The 17,724-nt window shown below is 54.9% G+C and carries 20 protein-coding genes; 13 read left to right on the forward strand and 7 right to left on the reverse strand.

What is annotated here, in order from left to right; genetic code table 11:
• The 5 genes from P346_RS04395 (at position 1) to coaD (ending at position 4,696) form a co-directional block, all read left to right on the forward strand.
• A complete protein-coding gene (locus P346_RS04395; protein WP_032661916.1) occupies positions 1 to 1,101 on the forward strand; it encodes a glycosyltransferase in 1,101 nt (366 codons plus the stop codon).
• Between the two features lie 11 nt (positions 1,102 to 1,112).
• Positions 1,113 to 2,102 (forward strand): glycosyltransferase, encoded by a 990-nt coding sequence (locus P346_RS04390; RefSeq protein WP_032661919.1) that lies wholly within the window; start codon positions 1,113 to 1,115, stop codon positions 2,100 to 2,102.
• A gap of 66 nt (positions 2,103 to 2,168) precedes the next feature.
• Positions 2,169 to 3,443, forward strand: a complete 1,275-nt coding sequence (gene waaA / locus P346_RS04385) for a lipid IV(A) 3-deoxy-D-manno-octulosonic acid transferase (protein WP_032661923.1) — start codon at positions 2,169 to 2,171, stop codon at positions 3,441 to 3,443.
• Positions 3,443 to 4,213: a glycosyltransferase family 2 protein gene (locus tag P346_RS04380; RefSeq protein WP_032661926.1), complete on the forward strand. Its 771-nt coding sequence runs from the start codon at positions 3,443 to 3,445 to the stop codon at positions 4,211 to 4,213. The genes waaA and P346_RS04380 overlap by 1 nt, the downstream gene beginning before the upstream one ends.
• Positions 4,214 to 4,216: 3 nt before the next feature.
• Positions 4,217 to 4,696, forward strand: a complete 480-nt coding sequence (gene coaD / locus P346_RS04375; protein WP_032661930.1) for a pantetheine-phosphate adenylyltransferase — start codon at positions 4,217 to 4,219, stop codon at positions 4,694 to 4,696.
• A 2-nt stretch (positions 4,697 to 4,698) separates the two neighbouring features.
• Here the strand turns inward: coaD and mutM are convergent, their stop codons facing one another.
• From mutM to radC, 4 genes are all read right to left on the reverse strand, one after another.
• Positions 4,699 to 5,508 carry a bifunctional DNA-formamidopyrimidine glycosylase/DNA-(apurinic or apyrimidinic site) lyase gene (gene mutM, locus P346_RS04370; protein ID WP_032661933.1) on the reverse strand — a complete coding sequence of 270 codons (810 nt, stop codon included), beginning with the start codon at positions 5,506 to 5,508 and terminating at the stop codon, positions 4,699 to 4,701.
• A 72-nt stretch (positions 5,509 to 5,580) separates the two neighbouring features.
• On the reverse strand, positions 5,581 to 5,748 hold the full coding sequence (rpmG, locus tag P346_RS04365; RefSeq protein WP_003024094.1) for a 50S ribosomal protein L33: 168 nt from the start codon (positions 5,746 to 5,748) through the stop codon (positions 5,581 to 5,583).
• Positions 5,749 to 5,770: 22 nt separating this feature from the next.
• Positions 5,771 to 6,007 (reverse strand): 50S ribosomal protein L28, encoded by a 237-nt coding sequence (gene rpmB, locus P346_RS04360; RefSeq protein ID WP_002436699.1) that lies wholly within the window; start codon positions 6,005 to 6,007, stop codon positions 5,771 to 5,773.
• A gap of 218 nt (positions 6,008 to 6,225) precedes the next feature.
• The gene (gene radC, locus P346_RS04355; protein WP_032661934.1) at positions 6,226 to 6,894 is read right to left on the reverse strand and encodes a RadC family protein; all 669 of its coding nucleotides are present in this window, start codon (positions 6,892 to 6,894) and stop codon (positions 6,226 to 6,228) included.
• A gap of 172 nt (positions 6,895 to 7,066) precedes the next feature.
• On the opposite strand from radC, the gene coaBC reads away from it, so the two are divergent.
• From coaBC to slmA, 3 genes are all read left to right on the forward strand, one after another.
• Positions 7,067 to 8,278, forward strand: a complete 1,212-nt coding sequence (gene coaBC / locus P346_RS04350; protein ID WP_087823747.1) for a bifunctional phosphopantothenoylcysteine decarboxylase/phosphopantothenate--cysteine ligase CoaBC — start codon at positions 7,067 to 7,069, stop codon at positions 8,276 to 8,278.
• Positions 8,256 to 8,714: a dUTP diphosphatase gene (gene dut, locus P346_RS04345; RefSeq protein WP_008502691.1), complete on the forward strand. Its 459-nt coding sequence runs from the start codon at positions 8,256 to 8,258 to the stop codon at positions 8,712 to 8,714. Before coaBC ends, dut begins: the two co-directional genes overlap by 23 nt.
• Positions 8,715 to 8,834: 120 nt before the next feature.
• Positions 8,835 to 9,431, forward strand: a complete 597-nt coding sequence (gene slmA / locus P346_RS04340) for a nucleoid occlusion factor SlmA (RefSeq protein ID WP_024906630.1) — start codon at positions 8,835 to 8,837, stop codon at positions 9,429 to 9,431.
• Between the two features lie 40 nt (positions 9,432 to 9,471).
• On the opposite strand, the gene pyrE is transcribed toward slmA, so the two are convergent.
• Both pyrE and rph read right to left on the reverse strand, forming a co-directional pair.
• Positions 9,472 to 10,113 (reverse strand): orotate phosphoribosyltransferase, encoded by a 642-nt coding sequence (pyrE, locus tag P346_RS04335; RefSeq protein ID WP_010426430.1) that lies wholly within the window; start codon positions 10,111 to 10,113, stop codon positions 9,472 to 9,474.
• A gap of 67 nt (positions 10,114 to 10,180) precedes the next feature.
• The gene (gene rph, locus P346_RS04330; RefSeq protein ID WP_010426431.1) at positions 10,181 to 10,897 is read right to left on the reverse strand and encodes a ribonuclease PH; all 717 of its coding nucleotides are present in this window, start codon (positions 10,895 to 10,897) and stop codon (positions 10,181 to 10,183) included.
• Positions 10,898 to 11,022: 125 nt separating this feature from the next.
• Here rph and P346_RS04325 point away from each other — a divergent pair, with 125 nt between their 5' ends.
• On the forward strand, positions 11,023 to 11,886 hold the full coding sequence (locus tag P346_RS04325) for a YicC/YloC family endoribonuclease (protein ID WP_023309886.1): 864 nt from the start codon (positions 11,023 to 11,025) through the stop codon (positions 11,884 to 11,886).
• A 204-nt stretch (positions 11,887 to 12,090) separates the two neighbouring features.
• Positions 12,091 to 12,708: a trimeric intracellular cation channel family protein gene (locus P346_RS04320; protein ID WP_023334014.1), complete on the forward strand. Its 618-nt coding sequence runs from the start codon at positions 12,091 to 12,093 to the stop codon at positions 12,706 to 12,708.
• 2 nt (positions 12,709 to 12,710) lie between these two features.
• On the opposite strand, the gene ligB is transcribed toward P346_RS04320, so the two are convergent.
• On the reverse strand, positions 12,711 to 14,381 hold the full coding sequence (gene ligB, locus P346_RS04315) for an NAD-dependent DNA ligase LigB (RefSeq protein WP_032661938.1): 1,671 nt from the start codon (positions 14,379 to 14,381) through the stop codon (positions 12,711 to 12,713).
• 251 nt (positions 14,382 to 14,632) lie between these two features.
• On the opposite strand from ligB, the gene gmk reads away from it, so the two are divergent.
• Genes gmk through spoT form a run of 3 tightly spaced genes read left to right on the forward strand, consistent with a single transcriptional unit; the run spans position 14,633 to position 17,720 of the window.
• Positions 14,633 to 15,256 (forward strand): guanylate kinase, encoded by a 624-nt coding sequence (gene gmk / locus P346_RS04310; protein ID WP_008502674.1) that lies wholly within the window; start codon positions 14,633 to 14,635, stop codon positions 15,254 to 15,256.
• A gap of 54 nt (positions 15,257 to 15,310) precedes the next feature.
• Positions 15,311 to 15,586: a DNA-directed RNA polymerase subunit omega gene (rpoZ, locus tag P346_RS04305; protein WP_000135058.1), complete on the forward strand. Its 276-nt coding sequence runs from the start codon at positions 15,311 to 15,313 to the stop codon at positions 15,584 to 15,586.
• A gap of 19 nt (positions 15,587 to 15,605) precedes the next feature.
• Complete coding sequence (gene spoT, locus P346_RS04300; protein ID WP_023309883.1) at positions 15,606 to 17,720, forward strand: bifunctional GTP diphosphokinase/guanosine-3',5'-bis pyrophosphate 3'-pyrophosphohydrolase; 2,115 nt, start codon at positions 15,606 to 15,608, stop codon at positions 17,718 to 17,720.
• The last annotated feature ends 4 nt before the right edge of the window (positions 17,721 to 17,724 follow it).

Here is a 17,724-nt window from a genome sequence, read left to right on the forward strand (position 1 = left end):
ATGCGCATCCTAATGATTATTGATGGTTTACCCGGTGGAGGAGCCGAAAAAACGGTTCTTACACTCTCCCGCGGGTTAATAGAAATGGGGCATCAGGTCTCTCTATTCTCTCTGCGGAAAGTGTGCGACTACGCCATCCCGGAAGGCATCGATTATCAGGTTGTTCAGGACACATGTAAAAAACCGTGGCGAAAGCTGACGGAGATCCCACGCCGCGCCCAACTGCTGGATCAGGCGATTGAACGCGCTGAGCGCAGCGGCAAATTTGATGTGGTGTTCTCTCACCTGCACAAGACAGACCGCATTGTGGCGCACTGCCGCGCGCTGGAACGTGACAAAGTCTGGTTCTGCGTGCACGGCATGTTCTCGTTTTCCTATCTTCGCCATCGCAGCGGACTTTCGCGCTGGTTTAAACATCTTAAAATTCGTCATACCTACGAAAACCGCAACGTTGTCGCCGTCTCAGGCGCCGTGTTGAAAGATCTTTCCGAGACGCTGGCACTCAATCTTCGACGCAAAGCGGTTATCCATAATCCTTTCGATATTCCTGAAATTCAGCGTCTGGCGGATGCGCCCTTCGAAATGCAGGGAAAGGATTACATTATTCATGTTGGCCGCTTCCATGAGCACAAACGCCACGACCGACTCTTACGTGCGTTCGCGCTGAGTAAAATTGACACCACGCTGGTCATGATGGGCAATGGATCCGAAGCGCAAATTCAAAAACTCAAGCACGTTGCAGCCGAGCTGGGTATTGAAAACAAAACGGTTTTCCGCCCGTTCGATTCCAATCCCTATCCCTGGATTAAAGGGGCACGCCTTTTAGTGTTAAGTTCTGACTGCGAAGGTTTTGGTAATGTGCTGGTCGAAGCCATTATCTGCCAGACGCCACCGGTCAGTACAAATTGCCCCGGAGGCCCTGCCGAAATCCTCACCGGCGCCTTAGCGCGCGGGCTGGCAGAGTTAAATGACGCGTCACTGGCAAAAACGCTGGTGGATATTTATACCGCCCCGCCGGTCGTTGGCGATGCGACCATCGCGTCGTTCGGTATCAATGCCATTTGCCAGCAATATATTGCTTTGGTCGACAATCAAAAATAATCAGGTTTCTTATGCAAAATTCAGCCCCATTGTTAAGCGTGGTGGTTGCCGTTTATAACGGTGAAGCTTTCCTGGATCAGTTCTTTACCTGCCTTGTCAATCAACGCATCGACAGCATGGAAGTCATCATTGTCAATGACGGCTCTACTGACCGCTCGATGGAGATCGTCGAAAAATGGCGAGAAAAACTGCCGCAGATGCAGGTTATAGAACAGCAAAACCAGGGCGTATCCATCGCGCGTAACACCGGTCTGGCCGTTGCGACGGGTCAATATCTCTCTTTCCCGGATATTGATGATGTCTTTAAACCCGGCATGTACCAGCGCCTGCTGGATATGGCCGTCACGCAGGATCTGGATGTCGCCACCTGTAACGGGAACTACGTCTGGGAGAATAACAAGAAACCCTCACGCCCGATCTTCCCGGAAGACAAACTGGCTTCGACAGGGGTCATGGCTGGCCCTGCGTGGTTAAAAATGGCGCTGGACTCTCGTAAATTCCTTCACGTCACCTGGTTGAACATCTATCGCCACGACTTTATCCGTAAACACAGTTTCCATTTCGAACCCGGCCTGCGCCATCAGGATATTCCGTGGACCACCGAAGTGCTGCTTGCGGCAGAGCGGGTTCAGTACACCAGTGAACGTTATTACGACTACTACATTCACTCTGCATCGGTGTCCCATATGCCGGACAATGACGACACGCTGATTCGCTCCGCGCGTCACTACATGAAAATCCTGCAGATGCTCGACGCCATCAATCAGCGTTACCCGGACAAAGTGAAAGGGATCCCTGCCTGCCACTGGCAAATTGCCAAAGAGGGCCTGGGCATTATTCACACCTTCGACAACATGAAGGATGAGAAGAAGAAATCAATGATTATTAAAGAGTTCTTCGAAACAGGCATCTGGAAACTCATCTGGAAAAGTGCAAAAAGTCCGCGTCTGCGCTGGCGGCTGGGTCGACGTTATTTCCGTTTGAAACGGTATCTGGCATAAGAGATAGCTTTACCTGGCCTAAATGCTTAGAATTTGCCCGCCGAAACTAAAAAAACGGATAATCGCTTGGAATTGTTGTATACCGCTCTGCTCTACATCATTCAGCCACTGGTGTGGCTGAGACTGTTGCTTCGTAGCCGGAAAGCGCCTGCGTATCGTAAACGCTGGGCTGAACGCTATGGCTTCTGCCGCAATAAAGTCGTACCGGACGGTATTTTGCTGCATTCCGTTTCTGTCGGTGAAACGCTGGCGGCGATCCCGCTGGTTCGCGCCCTGCGTCACCGCTACCCTTCGCTGCCAATCACCGTCACGACGATGACGCCAACCGGCTCGGAGCGCGCGTTATCCGCTTTCGGTAAAGACGTGCAGCACGTCTATCTGCCTTACGATTTACCCTGCGCCATGAATCGTTTCCTCAACACCGTGCGCCCGAAGCTGGTGATCGTGATGGAAACAGAACTGTGGCCAAACATGATTTCCGCTCTGCATGCCCGTAAAATCCCGCTGGTCATTGCCAACGCGCGCCTGTCAGAGCGCTCGGCGAAAGGCTACGGCAAGCTGGGTAAATTTATGCGCCGCCTGCTCAGCAAAATCACGCTGATTGCCGCACAGAACGAAGAGGACGCGGCGCGCTTTATCGCGCTGGGCCTGAAACGCAACCAGCTTGCGGTAACGGGCAGCCTGAAATTTGATATTTCCGTTACCCCTGAGCTCGCCGCCCGTGCGATCACACTGCGTCGCCAGTGGGCCCCGCGTCGTCAGGTCTGGATTGCGACCAGTACCCATGATGGCGAAGAAGAGATCATCCTGCAGGCTCACCGCAAGCTGCTGGAAAAATTCCCTGATTTACTGCTGATCCTCGTGCCTCGCCATCCGGAGCGTTTTAAAGATGCCCGTGAAATGGTGCAGAAAGGCGGCTTCAGCTTCACGCTGCGCAGCAGCGGAGAAATCCCTTCCGGCAGCACCCAGGTGGTGATTGGCGATACGATGGGAGAACTGATGTTGCTGTACGGAATCGCTGACCTCGCGTTTGTCGGTGGCAGCCTGGTCGAGCGCGGCGGTCATAACCCGCTGGAGCCGGCAGCCCACGCCATTCCGGTGCTGATGGGGCCGCACACGTTTAACTTCAAAGATATCTGCGCGAAATTACAGCAGGCCGATGGTTTAATTACCGTGACCGATGCGGATTCGGTGGTTAAAGAGGTATCGACCCTTCTGACTGACGAAGATTATCGCCTGTGGTACGGGCGTCATGCCGTCGAAGTGCTGCACCAGAACCAGGGCGCACTGACCCGTCTGCTGCAGCTTCTGCAACCTTATCTGCCCCAGCGGAGCCACTGATGTCAACGCGTCTGTCGGTCGTGATGATCGCCAAAAACGCCGCCGATCTGCTTCCGGATTGCCTGGCGTCGGTTGCCTGGGCTGACGAGATAGTCATTCTTGACTCCGGAAGTACGGATAACACGGTGGACGTTGCCCGGGCGGCGGGCGCAAAAGTCTTTGTCGACGCTGACTGGCAAGGCTATGGCATCCAGCGCCAGCGCGCGCAGGGGTATGCTACAGGTGATTATGTCCTGATGCTCGACACCGACGAACGCATCACGCCTGAGCTTCAGCAGGCCATTCAGGCAGTGCTTTCCTCGCCCCAGCCTGGCGCCGTTTACAGCATTGCCCGCCGCAACTACTTCCTTGGCCGTTTTATGCGCCACAGCGGCTGGTATCCTGACCGCGTGATGCGCCTCTACGAGCGCGAGCGGTATCAGTACAACGACAATCTGGTACATGAATCCCTGAGCTGCGATAGCGCTCAGGTCATCCCCCTGACGGGCGATTTGCTGCACCTGACCTGCCGTGATTTCGCGAGCTTCCAGCGTAAACAGCTCAACTATGCCACCGCATGGGCGCAGGAGCGTCACCAGCGCGGCAAGAAGGCCTCATTAACGGGTATCTTCACCCACACGCTGGGCGCGTTCCTGAAAACGCTGCTGCTGCGTGGTGGCGTCCTGGACGGCAAGCAGGGCTGGTTACTCGCGGTAGTGAATGCCCAGTATACTTTCAACAAATACACCGAGCTGTGGGCGCTCTGCCGCGGCTACTCAGAGAAAACGTGAGCCATGAGCACAAAAGCGATTTATCCGGGTACCTTCGATCCGATCACCAACGGTCATCTTGATATCATCACCCGTGCGGCGTGCATGTTCGACAAGGTGATCCTGGCCATTGCCGCCAGCCCCAGCAAAAAGCCGATGTTTGACCTCAACGAGCGCGTAAAGCTCGCCACCGATGCCATTTCGCACCTGCCGAATGTTGAGGTGGTCGGGTTTAGCGACCTGATGGCTAACTTCGCCCGCGCCCAGCAGGCAAACATTCTTATCCGTGGTTTACGCGCGGTGGCAGACTTCGAGTATGAGATGCAGCTGGCGCACATGAACCGCCACCTGATGCCGGAGCTGGAGAGCGTGTTCCTGATGCCCTCCAAAGAGTGGTCGTTTATCTCTTCCACGCTGGTAAAAGAGGTGGCGCGTCATCACGGCGACGTCACCCATTTCCTGCCGACTAACGTCCATCAGGCATTGATGGAAAAGCTAAAGTAACCCTATTTCTGGCACTCACGGCAGTAGAACGTGGCGCGCTGGGCGTGCTTCGTGGCAATAACGGGCGTGCCGCAGACTCTGCACGGTTCGCCTTTACGGCCATATACCTGCAGCTCCTGGGCAAAATAGCCCGGCTTGCCGTCACTCTGCAGGAAGTCCTTCAACGTTGTCCCGCCCTGCTCAATAGAGCGCAGCAGTACCGCCTTAATCACCCTGACCAGCAGCTCGCACTCCTGCGCAGACAGCGAAGAGGCCAGCCGATCGGGATGGATCCCGGCCGCAAACAGGGATTCGCTGGCGTAGATATTCCCCACGCCGACCACCAGCTTATTATCCATCAGCCAGGGCTTAATCGGGCTTTTCTTCTTCGCACACTTCGCCTTGAGATATTCCGCGTTAAACGCGTCTGAGAGCGGCTCCGGGCCCAGATGCGCCAGCACGTTATGCCCTTCCAGCTCCTTCGTCCACAGCCACGCGCCAAAGCGCCGTGGGTCGGTGTAACGGAGCACTTTGCCGTTGCTCATCACCAGATCGACGTGGTCGTGCTTTTCCGCAGGCAGTTCTTCGGTAAGAATGCGCAGGCTCCCGGACATTCCCAGGTGGATAATAATCCAGCCGTCGGGCAGCTCCAGCAGCAGGTACTTAGCGCGGCGCTGTACGCTAAGGACGGGTTTATCGCTCAGGGCATGGATCTCATCGGACACCGGCCAGCGCAGACGTCCATTGCGGACCACCGCGTGAAGAATCGTCGCGCCGACCAGATGGGGCTCAATGCCGCGACGGCTGGTTTCTACCTCAGGTAATTCAGGCATGGTTCCTCCGTTGAGATACAGAATGCAAAAAACCCCGCAGTTGCGGGGTTTTTCGATACAAGGAGACTAAAATTATTTGATTTTAGCTTCTTTGTACAGTACGTGCTGGCGTACAACTGGATCGAATTTTTTCAGTTCCAGTTTTTCCGGCTTAGTACGTTTGTTCTTCGTGGTGGTGTAGAAGTGACCTGTACCAGCAGAAGAAACCAGCTTGATTTTCTCGCGAATACCTTTAGCCATGATTTATTTCCTCTTTAAGTACTTAGTACTTTTCGCCACGGGCACGCAGTTCGGACAGAACTGTATCGATGCCTTTCTTATCGATTACACGCATACCTTTAGCAGATACGCGCAGGGTGACAAAACGCTTCTCGCTCTCAACCCAGAAACGGTGAGAGTGCAGGTTCGGCAGGAAACGGCGTTTAGTCGCGTTCAGTGCGTGGGAACGGTTGTTACCGGTCACCGGACGCTTGCCAGTAACTTGGCAGACTCGGGACATGTCTATTCTCCAAAAATCAAATTAGCTCGAGCTTCGTATGGGGTATCGGCGCCTCGTCAGGCTTTACAGCCCGGTCATCGCATAGTTCTAAGTGAACTCTCGATTGCCAGGCCCAAATGCCAAACCCGAGATTCTCAAAGGTGGCGTAGTATACGCTGACTCGGCGGTGTGCTCAAGTCCCGAACAGACAAAGATCCCGATGGATCGCGAGAAATAGCCTAAATCCAGCCATGTTCTGCGAAAGAAATGTACTCACCGCGGCCAATTATCAGATGGTCCAGCACACGAATGTCCATGAATTGACAGCATTTGATAATGCGTTCGGTGATTTCTTTGTCCGCTCTGCTCGGTTCTGCACAGCCAGAGGGGTGATTATGCGCGAGGATCACGCCCGCTGCATTCACTTTTATCGCTTCCCGCACAATTTCACGCGGATGCACCTCAACGTGGCTCAACGTGCCCGCAAAGAGACAGCTATGTTTCAGCACCCGATTCCTGTTATCGACGAAGATCACCATAAAGATCTCGCGTTCAATATCGGTTAACTGGCTTTGCAGGAATTCGCGCGTCATCGCGGGCGTCAGGATCGGATCTTCCTTCTCCATACGGACATTGTAAAAACGGCGGGCAAGTTCAGCAATGCCCCTCAGCTGGGCATATTTCGCCACGCCAATTCCCTCAACGTGCTTAAACTGCGACAGATCGGCGGTCAATAAACCGTACAGCGAACCGAAATGTGCTATTAGCTCTTTTGCCAGCGTAAATACCGTTTTTCCGGGCGTTCCGGTGCGTAAAAAGAGCGCCAGCAGTTCATCGTCTTTTAACAGAGTGACGCCATAGCGCAGCAGTTTTTCGCGCGGCAGCAGCTCCTCATCCTCTTCTTCCATGCTCTTTCTCCCCTTTTTAACCTCATGCTGCCACAGGCCAATCCGTCGCTCGACGACCACATTGCGTTCTTGCGTAGCGCCTCGCAAAGTGGACGAAGTACAAAATCACTCCGCTTTGGGGATTGTGATAAAATGCCCGCTCTCTGGTGAACCCCAACAGGAAAGAATCATGATGAGCCTGGCCGGTAAAAAAATCGTTCTTGGCGTGAGCGGCGGCATTGCTGCTTATAAAGCGCCGGAGCTGGTGCGTCGTCTGCGCGAGCGCGGAGCTGACGTGCGGGTCGCGATAACCGAAGGCGGTAAAGCCTTTATCACTCCCCTGAGCCTGCAGGCCGTTTCAGGATACCCGGTATCTGACAGCCTGCTCGATCCGGCCGCCGAAGCCGCGATGGGCCATATTGAGCTGGGTAAATGGGCAGACCTGGTTATCCTCGCCCCCGCCACGGCTGATTTAATCGCTCGGGTGGCGGCCGGTATGGCAAACGATCTGGTCTCCACTATTTGTCTGGCCACGCCAGCTCCAGTTGCCGTCGTTCCTGCCATGAACCAGCAGATGTACCGTAACGCGGCCACCCAGCATAATCTGGAGACGCTGGCCTCACGCGGCCTGCTTATCTGGGGTCCGGACAGCGGCAGCCAGGCCTGCGGCGACGTTGGCCCGGGTCGCATGCTTGATCCGCTGACGATTGTTGATATGGCCGCAGCCCATTTTTCGCCTGTCAACGATCTGCAACATCTCAACATCATGATTACCGCGGGCCCCACGCGCGAGCCGCTGGATCCGGTGCGCTACATCACCAACCACAGCTCCGGCAAAATGGGCTTCGCGATTGCCGCCGCCGCCGCAAGGCGTGGCGCGAACGTCACGCTGGTGAGCGGCCCGGTATCGCTACCTACCCCTGCGTTTGTGAAGCGAATTGACGTGACTACCGCGCTGGAGATGGAAGCCGCCGTGCAGGCACATGCGCAAAGCCAGCAGATTTTTATCGGCTGTGCGGCCGTTGCAGACTATCGTGCAGAGACGATCGCCGAGGCTAAAATTAAAAAGCAAGGCGATGAATTAACACTAAAAATGGTGAAAAACCCGGACATTGTTGCCGGCGTCGCCGCACTAAAAAGCCATCGTCCATACGTTGTTGGGTTTGCCGCAGAAACGAATAATGTGGAAGAATATGCCCGGCAAAAACGTACCCGCAAAAACCTCGATTTGATTTGCGCGAACGACGTATCGCTGGCCACACAAGGATTTAACAGCGACAGCAACGCACTGCACCTTTTCTGGCAGGATGGAGATAAAGTCTTACCGCTTGAGCGCAAGGAACTCCTGGGCCAACAATTACTGGACGAGATCGTTACCCGTTATGATGAAAAAAATCGACGTTAAGATTCTGGACCCGCGTGTTGGCGAGCAATTCCCGCTGCCAACCTATGCCACCTCCGGTTCTGCCGGTCTTGACCTGCGCGCCTGTCTCGATGACGCCGTAGAACTGGCTCCGGGTGCCACTACCCTGGTTCCAACTGGCCTGGCGATTCACATTGCTGACCCGTCTCTGGCAGCGGTGATCCTGCCGCGTTCTGGTCTGGGCCATAAGCACGGCGTTGTGCTGGGTAACCTGGTGGGCCTGATCGACTCCGACTACCAGGGTCAGCTGATGGTCTCCGTCTGGAACCGCGGTCAGGACAGCTTCACCATTGAACCGGGCGAGCGTATCGCCCAGATGGTCTTTGTACCGGTGGTACAGGCAGAATTTAACCTGGTGGCAGACTTTGACGCCACCGACCGTGGCGAAGGCGGCTTCGGCCATTCCGGGCGCAAATAACGGCCCGAAAGATACGTATCTCACAGCGTTATAATGCAATAACAAACCGCAAACGCCCGTTTGCGGTCGCTGTGTGGATGCCAGCCTGGCAAGTGCTTATTTTCAGGGGTATTTTGTAACATGGCAGAAAAACAAACCGCGAAAAGGAATCGTCGCGAAGAAATACTTCAATCTCTGGCTCTGATGCTTGAATCCAGCGATGGCAGTCAACGCATCACCACCGCTAAACTGGCCGCCTCTGTAGGCGTGTCTGAGGCGGCGCTGTACCGTCATTTCCCGAGCAAGACCCGGATGTTCGACAGCCTGATCGAGTTTATTGAAGACAGCCTGATTACGCGCATCAACCTGATTCTGAAAGACGAAAAAGACACCACCGCGCGTCTGCGTCTGATTGTGCTGTTAATCCTGGGCTTCGGTGAACGCAATCCGGGCTTAACCCGTATTCTCACAGGCCACGCGCTGATGTTTGAACAGGACAGACTGCAGGGCCGCATTAACCAGCTTTTCGAACGTATTGAAGCGCAGCTGCGCCAGGTACTGCGCGAAAAGAAAATGCGTGAAGGCGAAGGTTACAGCATTGATGAAACGCTGCTGGCAAGTCAGATCCTGGCGTTTTGTGAAGGGATGCTCTCCCGCTTTGTGCGTAGCGAATTCAAATACTGTCCAACGGACGATTTTGACGCCCGCTGGCCGTTAGTGGCTGCTCAATTGCAGTAATCCGTAAGCCCGGTAAGCGTAGCGCCACCGGGCAATTTAATTACACCCCGAACTCTTCCCGGTACGCACGTACCGCCGCCAGATGGTCCGCCATCTCAGGCTTCTCTTCCAGATACGCAATCAGGTCTTTCAGGGTGATAATCGACGTCACTTTGCAGCTGTAATCGCGTTCGACTTCCTGAATAGCGGAAATTTCACCGCGACCACGCTCCTGACGATCCAGAGAAATCAGCACACCAGCAAGCGTCGCACCGTTGGCCTGAATAATCTCCATCGATTCACGGATCGCCGTACCCGCGGTGATCACGTCATCGACCAGCATGACGCGGCCCTGCAGCGCGCTGCCGACCAGATTCCCGCCTTCACCATGGGTTTTGGCTTCTTTGCGGTTAAAGCAGTACGGCACGTCGCGGTCATGGTGTTCCGCCAGCGCCACTGCGGTAGTTGTCGCAATCGGAATGCCTTTATAGGCCGGGCCAAACAGCAGGTCAAAATCAATCCCGGAATCCACCAGCGCTTCGGCATAGAAACGGCCTAACAGTGCCAGATCGCGCCCGGTATTAAACAGCCCGGCGTTGAAGAAATAGGGACTCTTACGCCCGGATTTCAGCGTAAATTCGCCAAACTTAAGTACCTGCTTGTTAAGCGCAAACTCAATAAACTGGCGCTGATACGATTTCATGGATTTGCTCCTTTGGTTTTTCTGTCTTACAGGCAAAAAAAAGGCGACTCATTGGTCGCCTTTAAAATCAATTTTCTAACGCCGCTTTCTGCGTCGTTACAATGGATTCGATTCCCCCTCGGGCCAACGCCAGCAGGGAGAGAAGTTCTTCGTGGGTGAACGGCTCACCTTCCGCCGTGCCCTGCACCTCAATGATGCGACCGTCTTCGGTCATCACCACGTTCATGTCGGTTTCGGCTGCGGAATCTTCAACGTATTCCAGATCGCAAAGCGCTTCGCCGTTAACGATACCCACAGAAACCGCCGCAACCATGCCTTTCATTGGGTTGGTTTTCAGCTTACCGGCCGCAACCAGCTTGTTCAGGGCATCGGCCAGCGCTACGCAGGCACCGGTAATGGACGCGGTACGCGTACCGCCGTCTGCCTGAATAACGTCGCAATCGAGAGTGATGGTGAATTCGCCGAGGATTTTCAGATCAACGGCGGCGCGCAGCGCACGCGCGATCAGACGCTGAATCTCCATGGTACGACCGCCCTGCTTACCCTTTGCCGCTTCACGGGCATTACGGGTATGGGTCGCACGCGGCAGCATGCCGTATTCTGCGGTGATCCAGCCCTGGCCCTGACCTTTCAGGAAGCGCGGAACGCCTTCTTCGATGGAGGCGGTGCACAGCACTTTAGTGTCACCAAACTCAACCAGCACGGAGCCTTCAGCGTGTTTTGTATAGTTACGGGTCAGGGTGACGGGACGCACCTGGTTGGCGCTACGACCTGATGGACGCATGATGGATTCTCCGGCTTGAAACGAATGTGGCTGCGCATTATACGGATAAAGGACGCTTATTCCTATCCTGAGAAGCCCCCGAAAGCTATAATCCCCCCATCTCTCCTTTAAAAACGGGAATGTCTATGATCCGCAGTATGACCGCCTACGCCCGGCGTGAAATCAAGGGTAGCTGGGGCAGCGCCACATGGGAAATGCGCTCGGTAAACCAGCGTTACCTGGAAACGTATTTCCGTATGCCGGAGCAGTTCCGCAGCCTTGAGCCTGTCGTACGTGAACGTATCCGTACGCGTCTGACGCGCGGGAAAGTGGAATGTAACCTGCGCTTTGAGCCCGATGCCAGCGCACAGGGCGAGCTCATCCTCAACGAAAAACTGGCGAAACAGCTCGTGAATGCAGCGAACTGGGTCAAAATGCAGAGCGATGAAGGCGAAATCAACCCGGTTGATATTCTGCGCTGGCCTGGCGTCATGGCGGCCGGTGAGCAGGATCTGGATGCCATTGCCGCTGAAATCCTGGCAGCCCTCGACGGCACGCTGGACGACTTTATCGTTGCCCGCGAAACCGAAGGTCAGGCGCTGAAAGCGATGATTGAGCAGCGCCTTGAAGGCGTGAGCACCGAAGTTGCCAAAGTCCGCACCCATATGCCAGAAGTTCTGCAATGGCAGCGCGAGCGCCTTGTCGCCAAACTGGAAGAAGCGGAAGTTCAGCTGGAAAACACCCGTCTGGAACAAGAGCTGGTGCTGATGGCGCAGCGTATTGATGTCGCTGAAGAGCTGGACCGTCTGGAAGCGCACGTTAAAGAAACCTATAACATTCTGAAGAAGAAAGAAGCGGTGGGCCGCCGTCTGGACTTTATGATGCAGGAGTTCAACCGCGAGTCGAACACTCTGGCGTCTAAGTCGATCAATGCAGAAGTGACGAATTCAGCGATTGAGCTGAAAGTGCTGATTGAGCAGATGCGCGAGCAGATTCAGAATATCGAGTAATGCCTTTCGGGTGGTGCCGACCGCACCACCCATTACTATTTCTAATCCATCTTAACGCCAGTTTTGTCGGTTTACCGCCTTTCATCAAGCTTTCTCTATAGAAATTGATAAAAATTTATAGGGCAAACTAACTCGCCTTAGAAAATCTCAATCGTGATCTTGCGCACAAATCGCTAACCTCCCCGCGTTCACACCGGAGGGTATATGCTGCTTCACATCCTTTATCTCATTGGCATCACCGCAGAAGCCATGACCGGCGCACTTGCCGCCGGACGTCGCCGTATGGACACCTTCGGCGTAATCATTATTGCTACCGCGACCGCGCTGGGCGGCGGTTCCGTGCGCGATATCCTGCTTGGTCATTACCCGCTCGGCTGGGTTAAACACCCTGAATACGTGATTATCGTGGCGACGGCTGCCGTGTTAACCACCATCGTGGCGCCCGTTATGCCCCATCTTCGCCGCCTGTTCCTGGTGCTTGATGCGCTGGGGCTGATCGTCTTTTCGATCATCGGTGCGCAAATCGCGCTCGATATGGGGGAAGGACCGGTTATCGCCACCATCGCCGCCGTGGTCACGGGCGTATTCGGCGGTGTGCTGCGAGATATGTTCTGCAAACGCATCCCCCTGGTCTTTCAAAAAGAGCTGTATGCCGGCATCTCCTTTGCGGCAGCGGTGCTCTATATCGCCCTGCAGCATTACGTTTCGAACCATGACGTGGTGGTCATCTCGACGCTGCTGTTTGGCTTTACGGCCCGCATGCTGGCGCTGCGTCTGAAGCTCGGGCTGCCTGTTTTTCATTACAAACACAGCGCCCACTAGCTTCAGAACCCGTTGATGTGCTGTTCTGCGAGCCATTTCGCCAGCACATCAATCTGAGGCGCGTGCATCCAGTTAACGATTTGCCTTGCCTTCTCCTCGCCCGTTCCCGGCAGAGCCTGCCAGTCCTTGGCGTTGCGCCCGCTCATCTCCTGCCACGATATGTCTCCCATCGCCTTCAGCGAAGCCTGCGTCATTGGCACACCCAATGCCAAGAGCCAGCGGATAAACGGTTTCTCGCGCACCAGATTAAATCGGTGCCAGAGCGCCAGCCCGCGTGCTGAGGAAAACCCCGGTGTAGCCTGCAGCTGCGCCTGCGTTAATAACAGCCATGAAAAGAGATGTTCAAAATGATGCGCCTGCCAGAGGGTCCGCCAGCCTGACTCACCTACTCCTTCAATATCAAATACCTGCTTTGAACTGAGCCAGGTCAGCCTGGCAAAGAACTGCTCCATACACTCCGGCGAAGCATAGAAACAGCTAAGAGCATGATAGCGTGAGGCCGGTGGCTCTGGTTTATGTCTGTCCGTCCCGCGCCAGAGCACCTTATCAAACCGGGGGATGCCCTGCCCGGCCAGGCTGACCTGTATCTGATCCCCTGGAGCAATATCCAGATTCTGCCAGCGCTCAACCGAGCCCAGACTCACCCGCTGCACCTGTTTATCATCCAGTTGCACGGGCTCCAGCGCTGCTACAACGGAAATTTTACCCGTTCTCCCTACGGAAAAATGAATATCTCTCACCTCAGCGACCTGGGCTGCGGGAGGATATTTCCAAGCGACGACCCAGCTGCCTTCTCCCGGTAACCACTCTTCGCCCGCGGGTTCATCCTCCGAACGCACCACAATGCCATCCGTGGCAAAGGGTAATGCGGTCACGTGCCAGGCCGCGCGCTGTTTCTCGACGGCATCGACAGACTCGGCGGGTAGCGTGTACCGTGCCGACAGCGGAAAACCGGCCTGAGACAGTTCAGCTAAAGAGGTATGCATATCTTTCGGTCCGTCCGGCCAGGCCCAGATGAATACACCGATCTTGCTCAATAGCGAGTTATCCTTTTGCCGCATCATCGCCCCCGCCACCTTTGCGCGAGCGTTCATTCCGCCCAACTGGCTCTGAATGTGGTTGTCGCATAACCAGTAAAGCTCGCCCTGCAAGACGCTATTCGCCAGCGCGCCGGTGAGAGTTTGCGGAACAGACGGGATTAAACGTACCTTCCCGGTCCAGTCTTCCCCTTTGAGGCCATCACCGCGGCTGATAGCCTGAGTTAACTTTCCGTTGCGATAGACCAGCGTTACCGCCACACCGTCAACTTTGGGCTGCAGCCACAGATGCTGTCGGACACGCATCCACTGCCTCAGCTCCTCTTTGCTGGCCACCTTATGCACACCCGTGTGGGCAACAGGATGTTTTACGCTCCCCGTCAGCGTGGGGAGTTTCTCTTCTGAAGGCTCGCTGCCAAAACAGCGCTGCCACTGCGTTAACCGCCCGTGAAGCTGGTCGTAAACCTCGTCGTTGATCTCGCTCACGCCCTGCTTCCAGTAGGCTTCATCCCAGCGTTTGATTTGCGCGCTTAACGACGCCATCTCTTTTTCTGCTTTTGCCTGCGACCACACCGGACACACCGCCGCGCCATAGCCACACCACAACAGCATTAACCCGCTTATCCATCGCCACATCGCTACCCCTCCTTTGAATTTCAGGAGGTATACCCGGATGCCAGAAACAACGCTAACGGCAACGTTTCACAATGCGAGACGCTATCCGGTGTTTCTTTTGGTTGCTGAAAACCACAGATAAAACCTGAAAACGGCACGCAAAATTCAATAATCCAGGGGAAAAAGTGTGACAAAGGCTACGTCACACGGCGGTGACGTGTATAATAAGCCCGTATGTAGGACTTCTTCGTTAACACATACAAAAGACTCTCATGGCTCAAGGCACGCTTTATATTGTTTCTGCCCCTAGTGGCGCGGGTAAATCCAGCCTTATTCAGGCACTGTTAAAAACCCAACCGTTGTACGACACACAGGTTTCTGTTTCTCACACCACGCGCCAGCCGCGTCCGGGTGAAGTGCACGGTGAACACTATTTCTTCGTGGATCACGACGAATTCAGAGCGATGATCGGCAGAGACGCGTTTCTTGAACACGCTGAAGTATTTGGTAATTACTACGGTACCTCGCGTGAAACCATTGAGCAGGTTCTGGCCACGGGCGTGAATGTGTTCCTGGATATCGACTGGCAGGGCGCACAGCAAATTCGCAAGAAAATGCCTGACTCGCGCAGTATATTTATTTTACCGCCATCGAAAGATGAGCTGGATCGCCGCCTGCGTGGCCGCGGTCAGGACAGCGAAGAAGTCATCGCAAAGCGTATGGAACAGGCTGTTGCAGAAATGAGCCATTACGCGGAATATGATTACCTTATTGTGAATGATGATTTTGATGCCGCATTGAGCGATCTCAAAACCATTCTTCGTGCAGAACGTCTGCGTATGAGCCGCCAGAAGCAGCGACATGACGCATTAATCACCAAACTGTTGGCAGACTGAACCCACTTTCAGTATCATGCCCAGTCATTTCTTCACCTGTGGAGCATTTTAAGTATGGCACGCGTAACTGTTCAGGACGCTGTAGAGAAAATTGGTAACCGTTTTGACCTGGTGCTGGTCGCCGCGCGTCGCGCTCGTCAGATGCAGGTAGGCGGTAAAGATCCGCTGGTACCGGAAGAAAACGATAAAACCACCGTTATTGCACTTCGCGAAATCGAAGAAGGTCTGATCAACAACCAGATCCTCGACGTGCGTGAGCGCCAGGAGCAGCAAGAGCAGGAAGCCGCAGAACTGCAGGCCGTAACCGCTATTGCTGAAGGTCGTCGTTAATTAAACCTGCGGGTCGCCCTTGTATCTGTTTGAAAGCCTGAATCAACTGATTCAAACCTACCTGCCTGAAGACCAGATTAAGCGTCTTCAGCAGGCGTATCTCGTTGCACGTGACGCTCACGAGGGCCAGACACGTTCAAGCGGTGAACCCTATATCACGCACCCGGTAGCGGTGGCCTGTATTCTGGCCGAGATGAAACTCGACTACGAAACGCTGATGGCCGCTCTGCTGCATGACGTGATCGAAGATACCCCTGCCACTTACCAGGACATGGAACAGCTGTTTGGCAAAAGCGTTGCCGAACTGGTGGAAGGGGTCTCTAAGCTTGATAAGCTGAATTTCCGCGACAAGAAAGAGGCGCAAGCCGAAAACTTCCGCAAGATGATTATGGCGATGGTGCAGGATATCCGCGTCATTCTCATCAAACTCGCTGACCGTACCCACAACATGCGCACGCTGGGCTCACTTCGCCCGGATAAACGTCGCCGCATTGCCCGTGAAACTCTCGAAATCTACAGCCCGCTGGCGCACCGTTTAGGTATTCATCACATTAAAACCGAGCTGGAAGAGCTGGGTTTTGAAGCGTTGTACCCGAACCGCTATCGCGTGATTAAAGAGGTGGTGAAAGCCGCACGCGGTAACCGTAAAGAGATGATTCAAAAGATCCTCTCTGAAATTGAAGGGCGCTTACAGGAAGCGGGGATCCCGTGCCGCGTCAGCGGTCGCGAGAAACATTTGTACTCCATCTACTGCAAAATGGTGCTCAAAGAGCAGCGTTTTCACTCGATCATGGATATCTACGCCTTTCGCGTCATTGTCCACGACTCGGACACCTGCTATCGCGTGCTGGGGCAGATGCACAGCCTCTACAAACCGCGTCCGGGGCGTATGAAAGACTACATCGCCATTCCAAAAGCGAACGGCTATCAATCTTTGCACACCTCGATGATCGGGCCACACGGCGTTCCTGTTGAGGTGCAAATTCGCACCGAAGACATGGACCAGATGGCAGAGATGGGTGTTGCCGCACACTGGGCGTATAAAGAGCACGGTGGCGAAAGCAGCACGACCGCACAAATCCGCGCCCAGCGCTGGATGCAGAGCCTGCTGGAGCTTCAGCAGAGTGCGGGTAGCTCGTTTGAATTTATCGAGAGCGTTAAATCCGATCTCTTCCCGGATGAGATTTACGTTTTCACCCCAGAAGGTCGCATTGTCGAACTGCCTGCGGGCGCAACGCCGGTCGACTTCGCCTACGCCGTGCATACCGACATCGGTCATGCCTGCGTCGGCGCGCGCGTCGACAGACAGCCTTATCCGCTGTCTCAGCCGCTCTCCAGCGGCCAGACGGTAGAAATCATTACCGCGCCGGGCGCACGTCCGAACGCGGCCTGGCTGAACTTTGTCGTGAGCTCCAAGGCGCGCGCCAAAATTCGCCAACTGCTGAAAAACCTCAAGCGTGATGATTCGGTCAGCCTGGGGCGTCGTCTGCTCAACCACGCGTTGGGCGGCAGCCGTAAGCTGGCTGAAATTCCGCAGGAGAACGTCCAGCGTGAGCTGGAGCGCATGAAGCTCGCGTCGCTTGACGACCTGCTGGCAGAGATTGGCCTCGGCAACGCCATGAGCGTGGTGGTGGCGAAGAACCTGCAGCAAGGCGACACGACAGCGGTGCCGGCAACAACGCAAAGCCACGGACACCTGCCGATTAAAGGCGCGGATGGCGTGCTGATCACCTTCGCAAAATGCTGTCGTCCAATTCCTGGCGACCCGATTATTGCGCACGTCAGCCCGGGTAAAGGGCTGGTTATCCACCACGAGTCCTGTCGTAACATTCGCGGCTACCAGAAAGAAGCCGAGAAGTTTATGGCGGTCGAGTGGGATAAAGAGACCGCGCAGGAATTTATCACCGAAATTAAGGTGGATATGTTCAACCACCAGGGTGCCCTGGCTAATCTGACGGCAGCGATCAACACGGCCTCTTCCAATATTCAAAGCCTGAACACGGAAGAAAAAGATGGCCGCGTGTACAGCGCCTTTATTCGTCTGACCGCCCGCGACCGCGTGCATCTGGCGAATATTATGCGCAAGATCCGCGTCATGCCGGACGTGATTAAAGTCACCCGAAACCGAAACTAGGTTT

The sequence above is a fragment of the Enterobacter sp. DC1 genome (assembly GCF_000568075.1).
In the GTDB taxonomy this organism is placed as follows: domain Bacteria; phylum Pseudomonadota; class Gammaproteobacteria; order Enterobacterales; family Enterobacteriaceae; genus Enterobacter; species Enterobacter asburiae.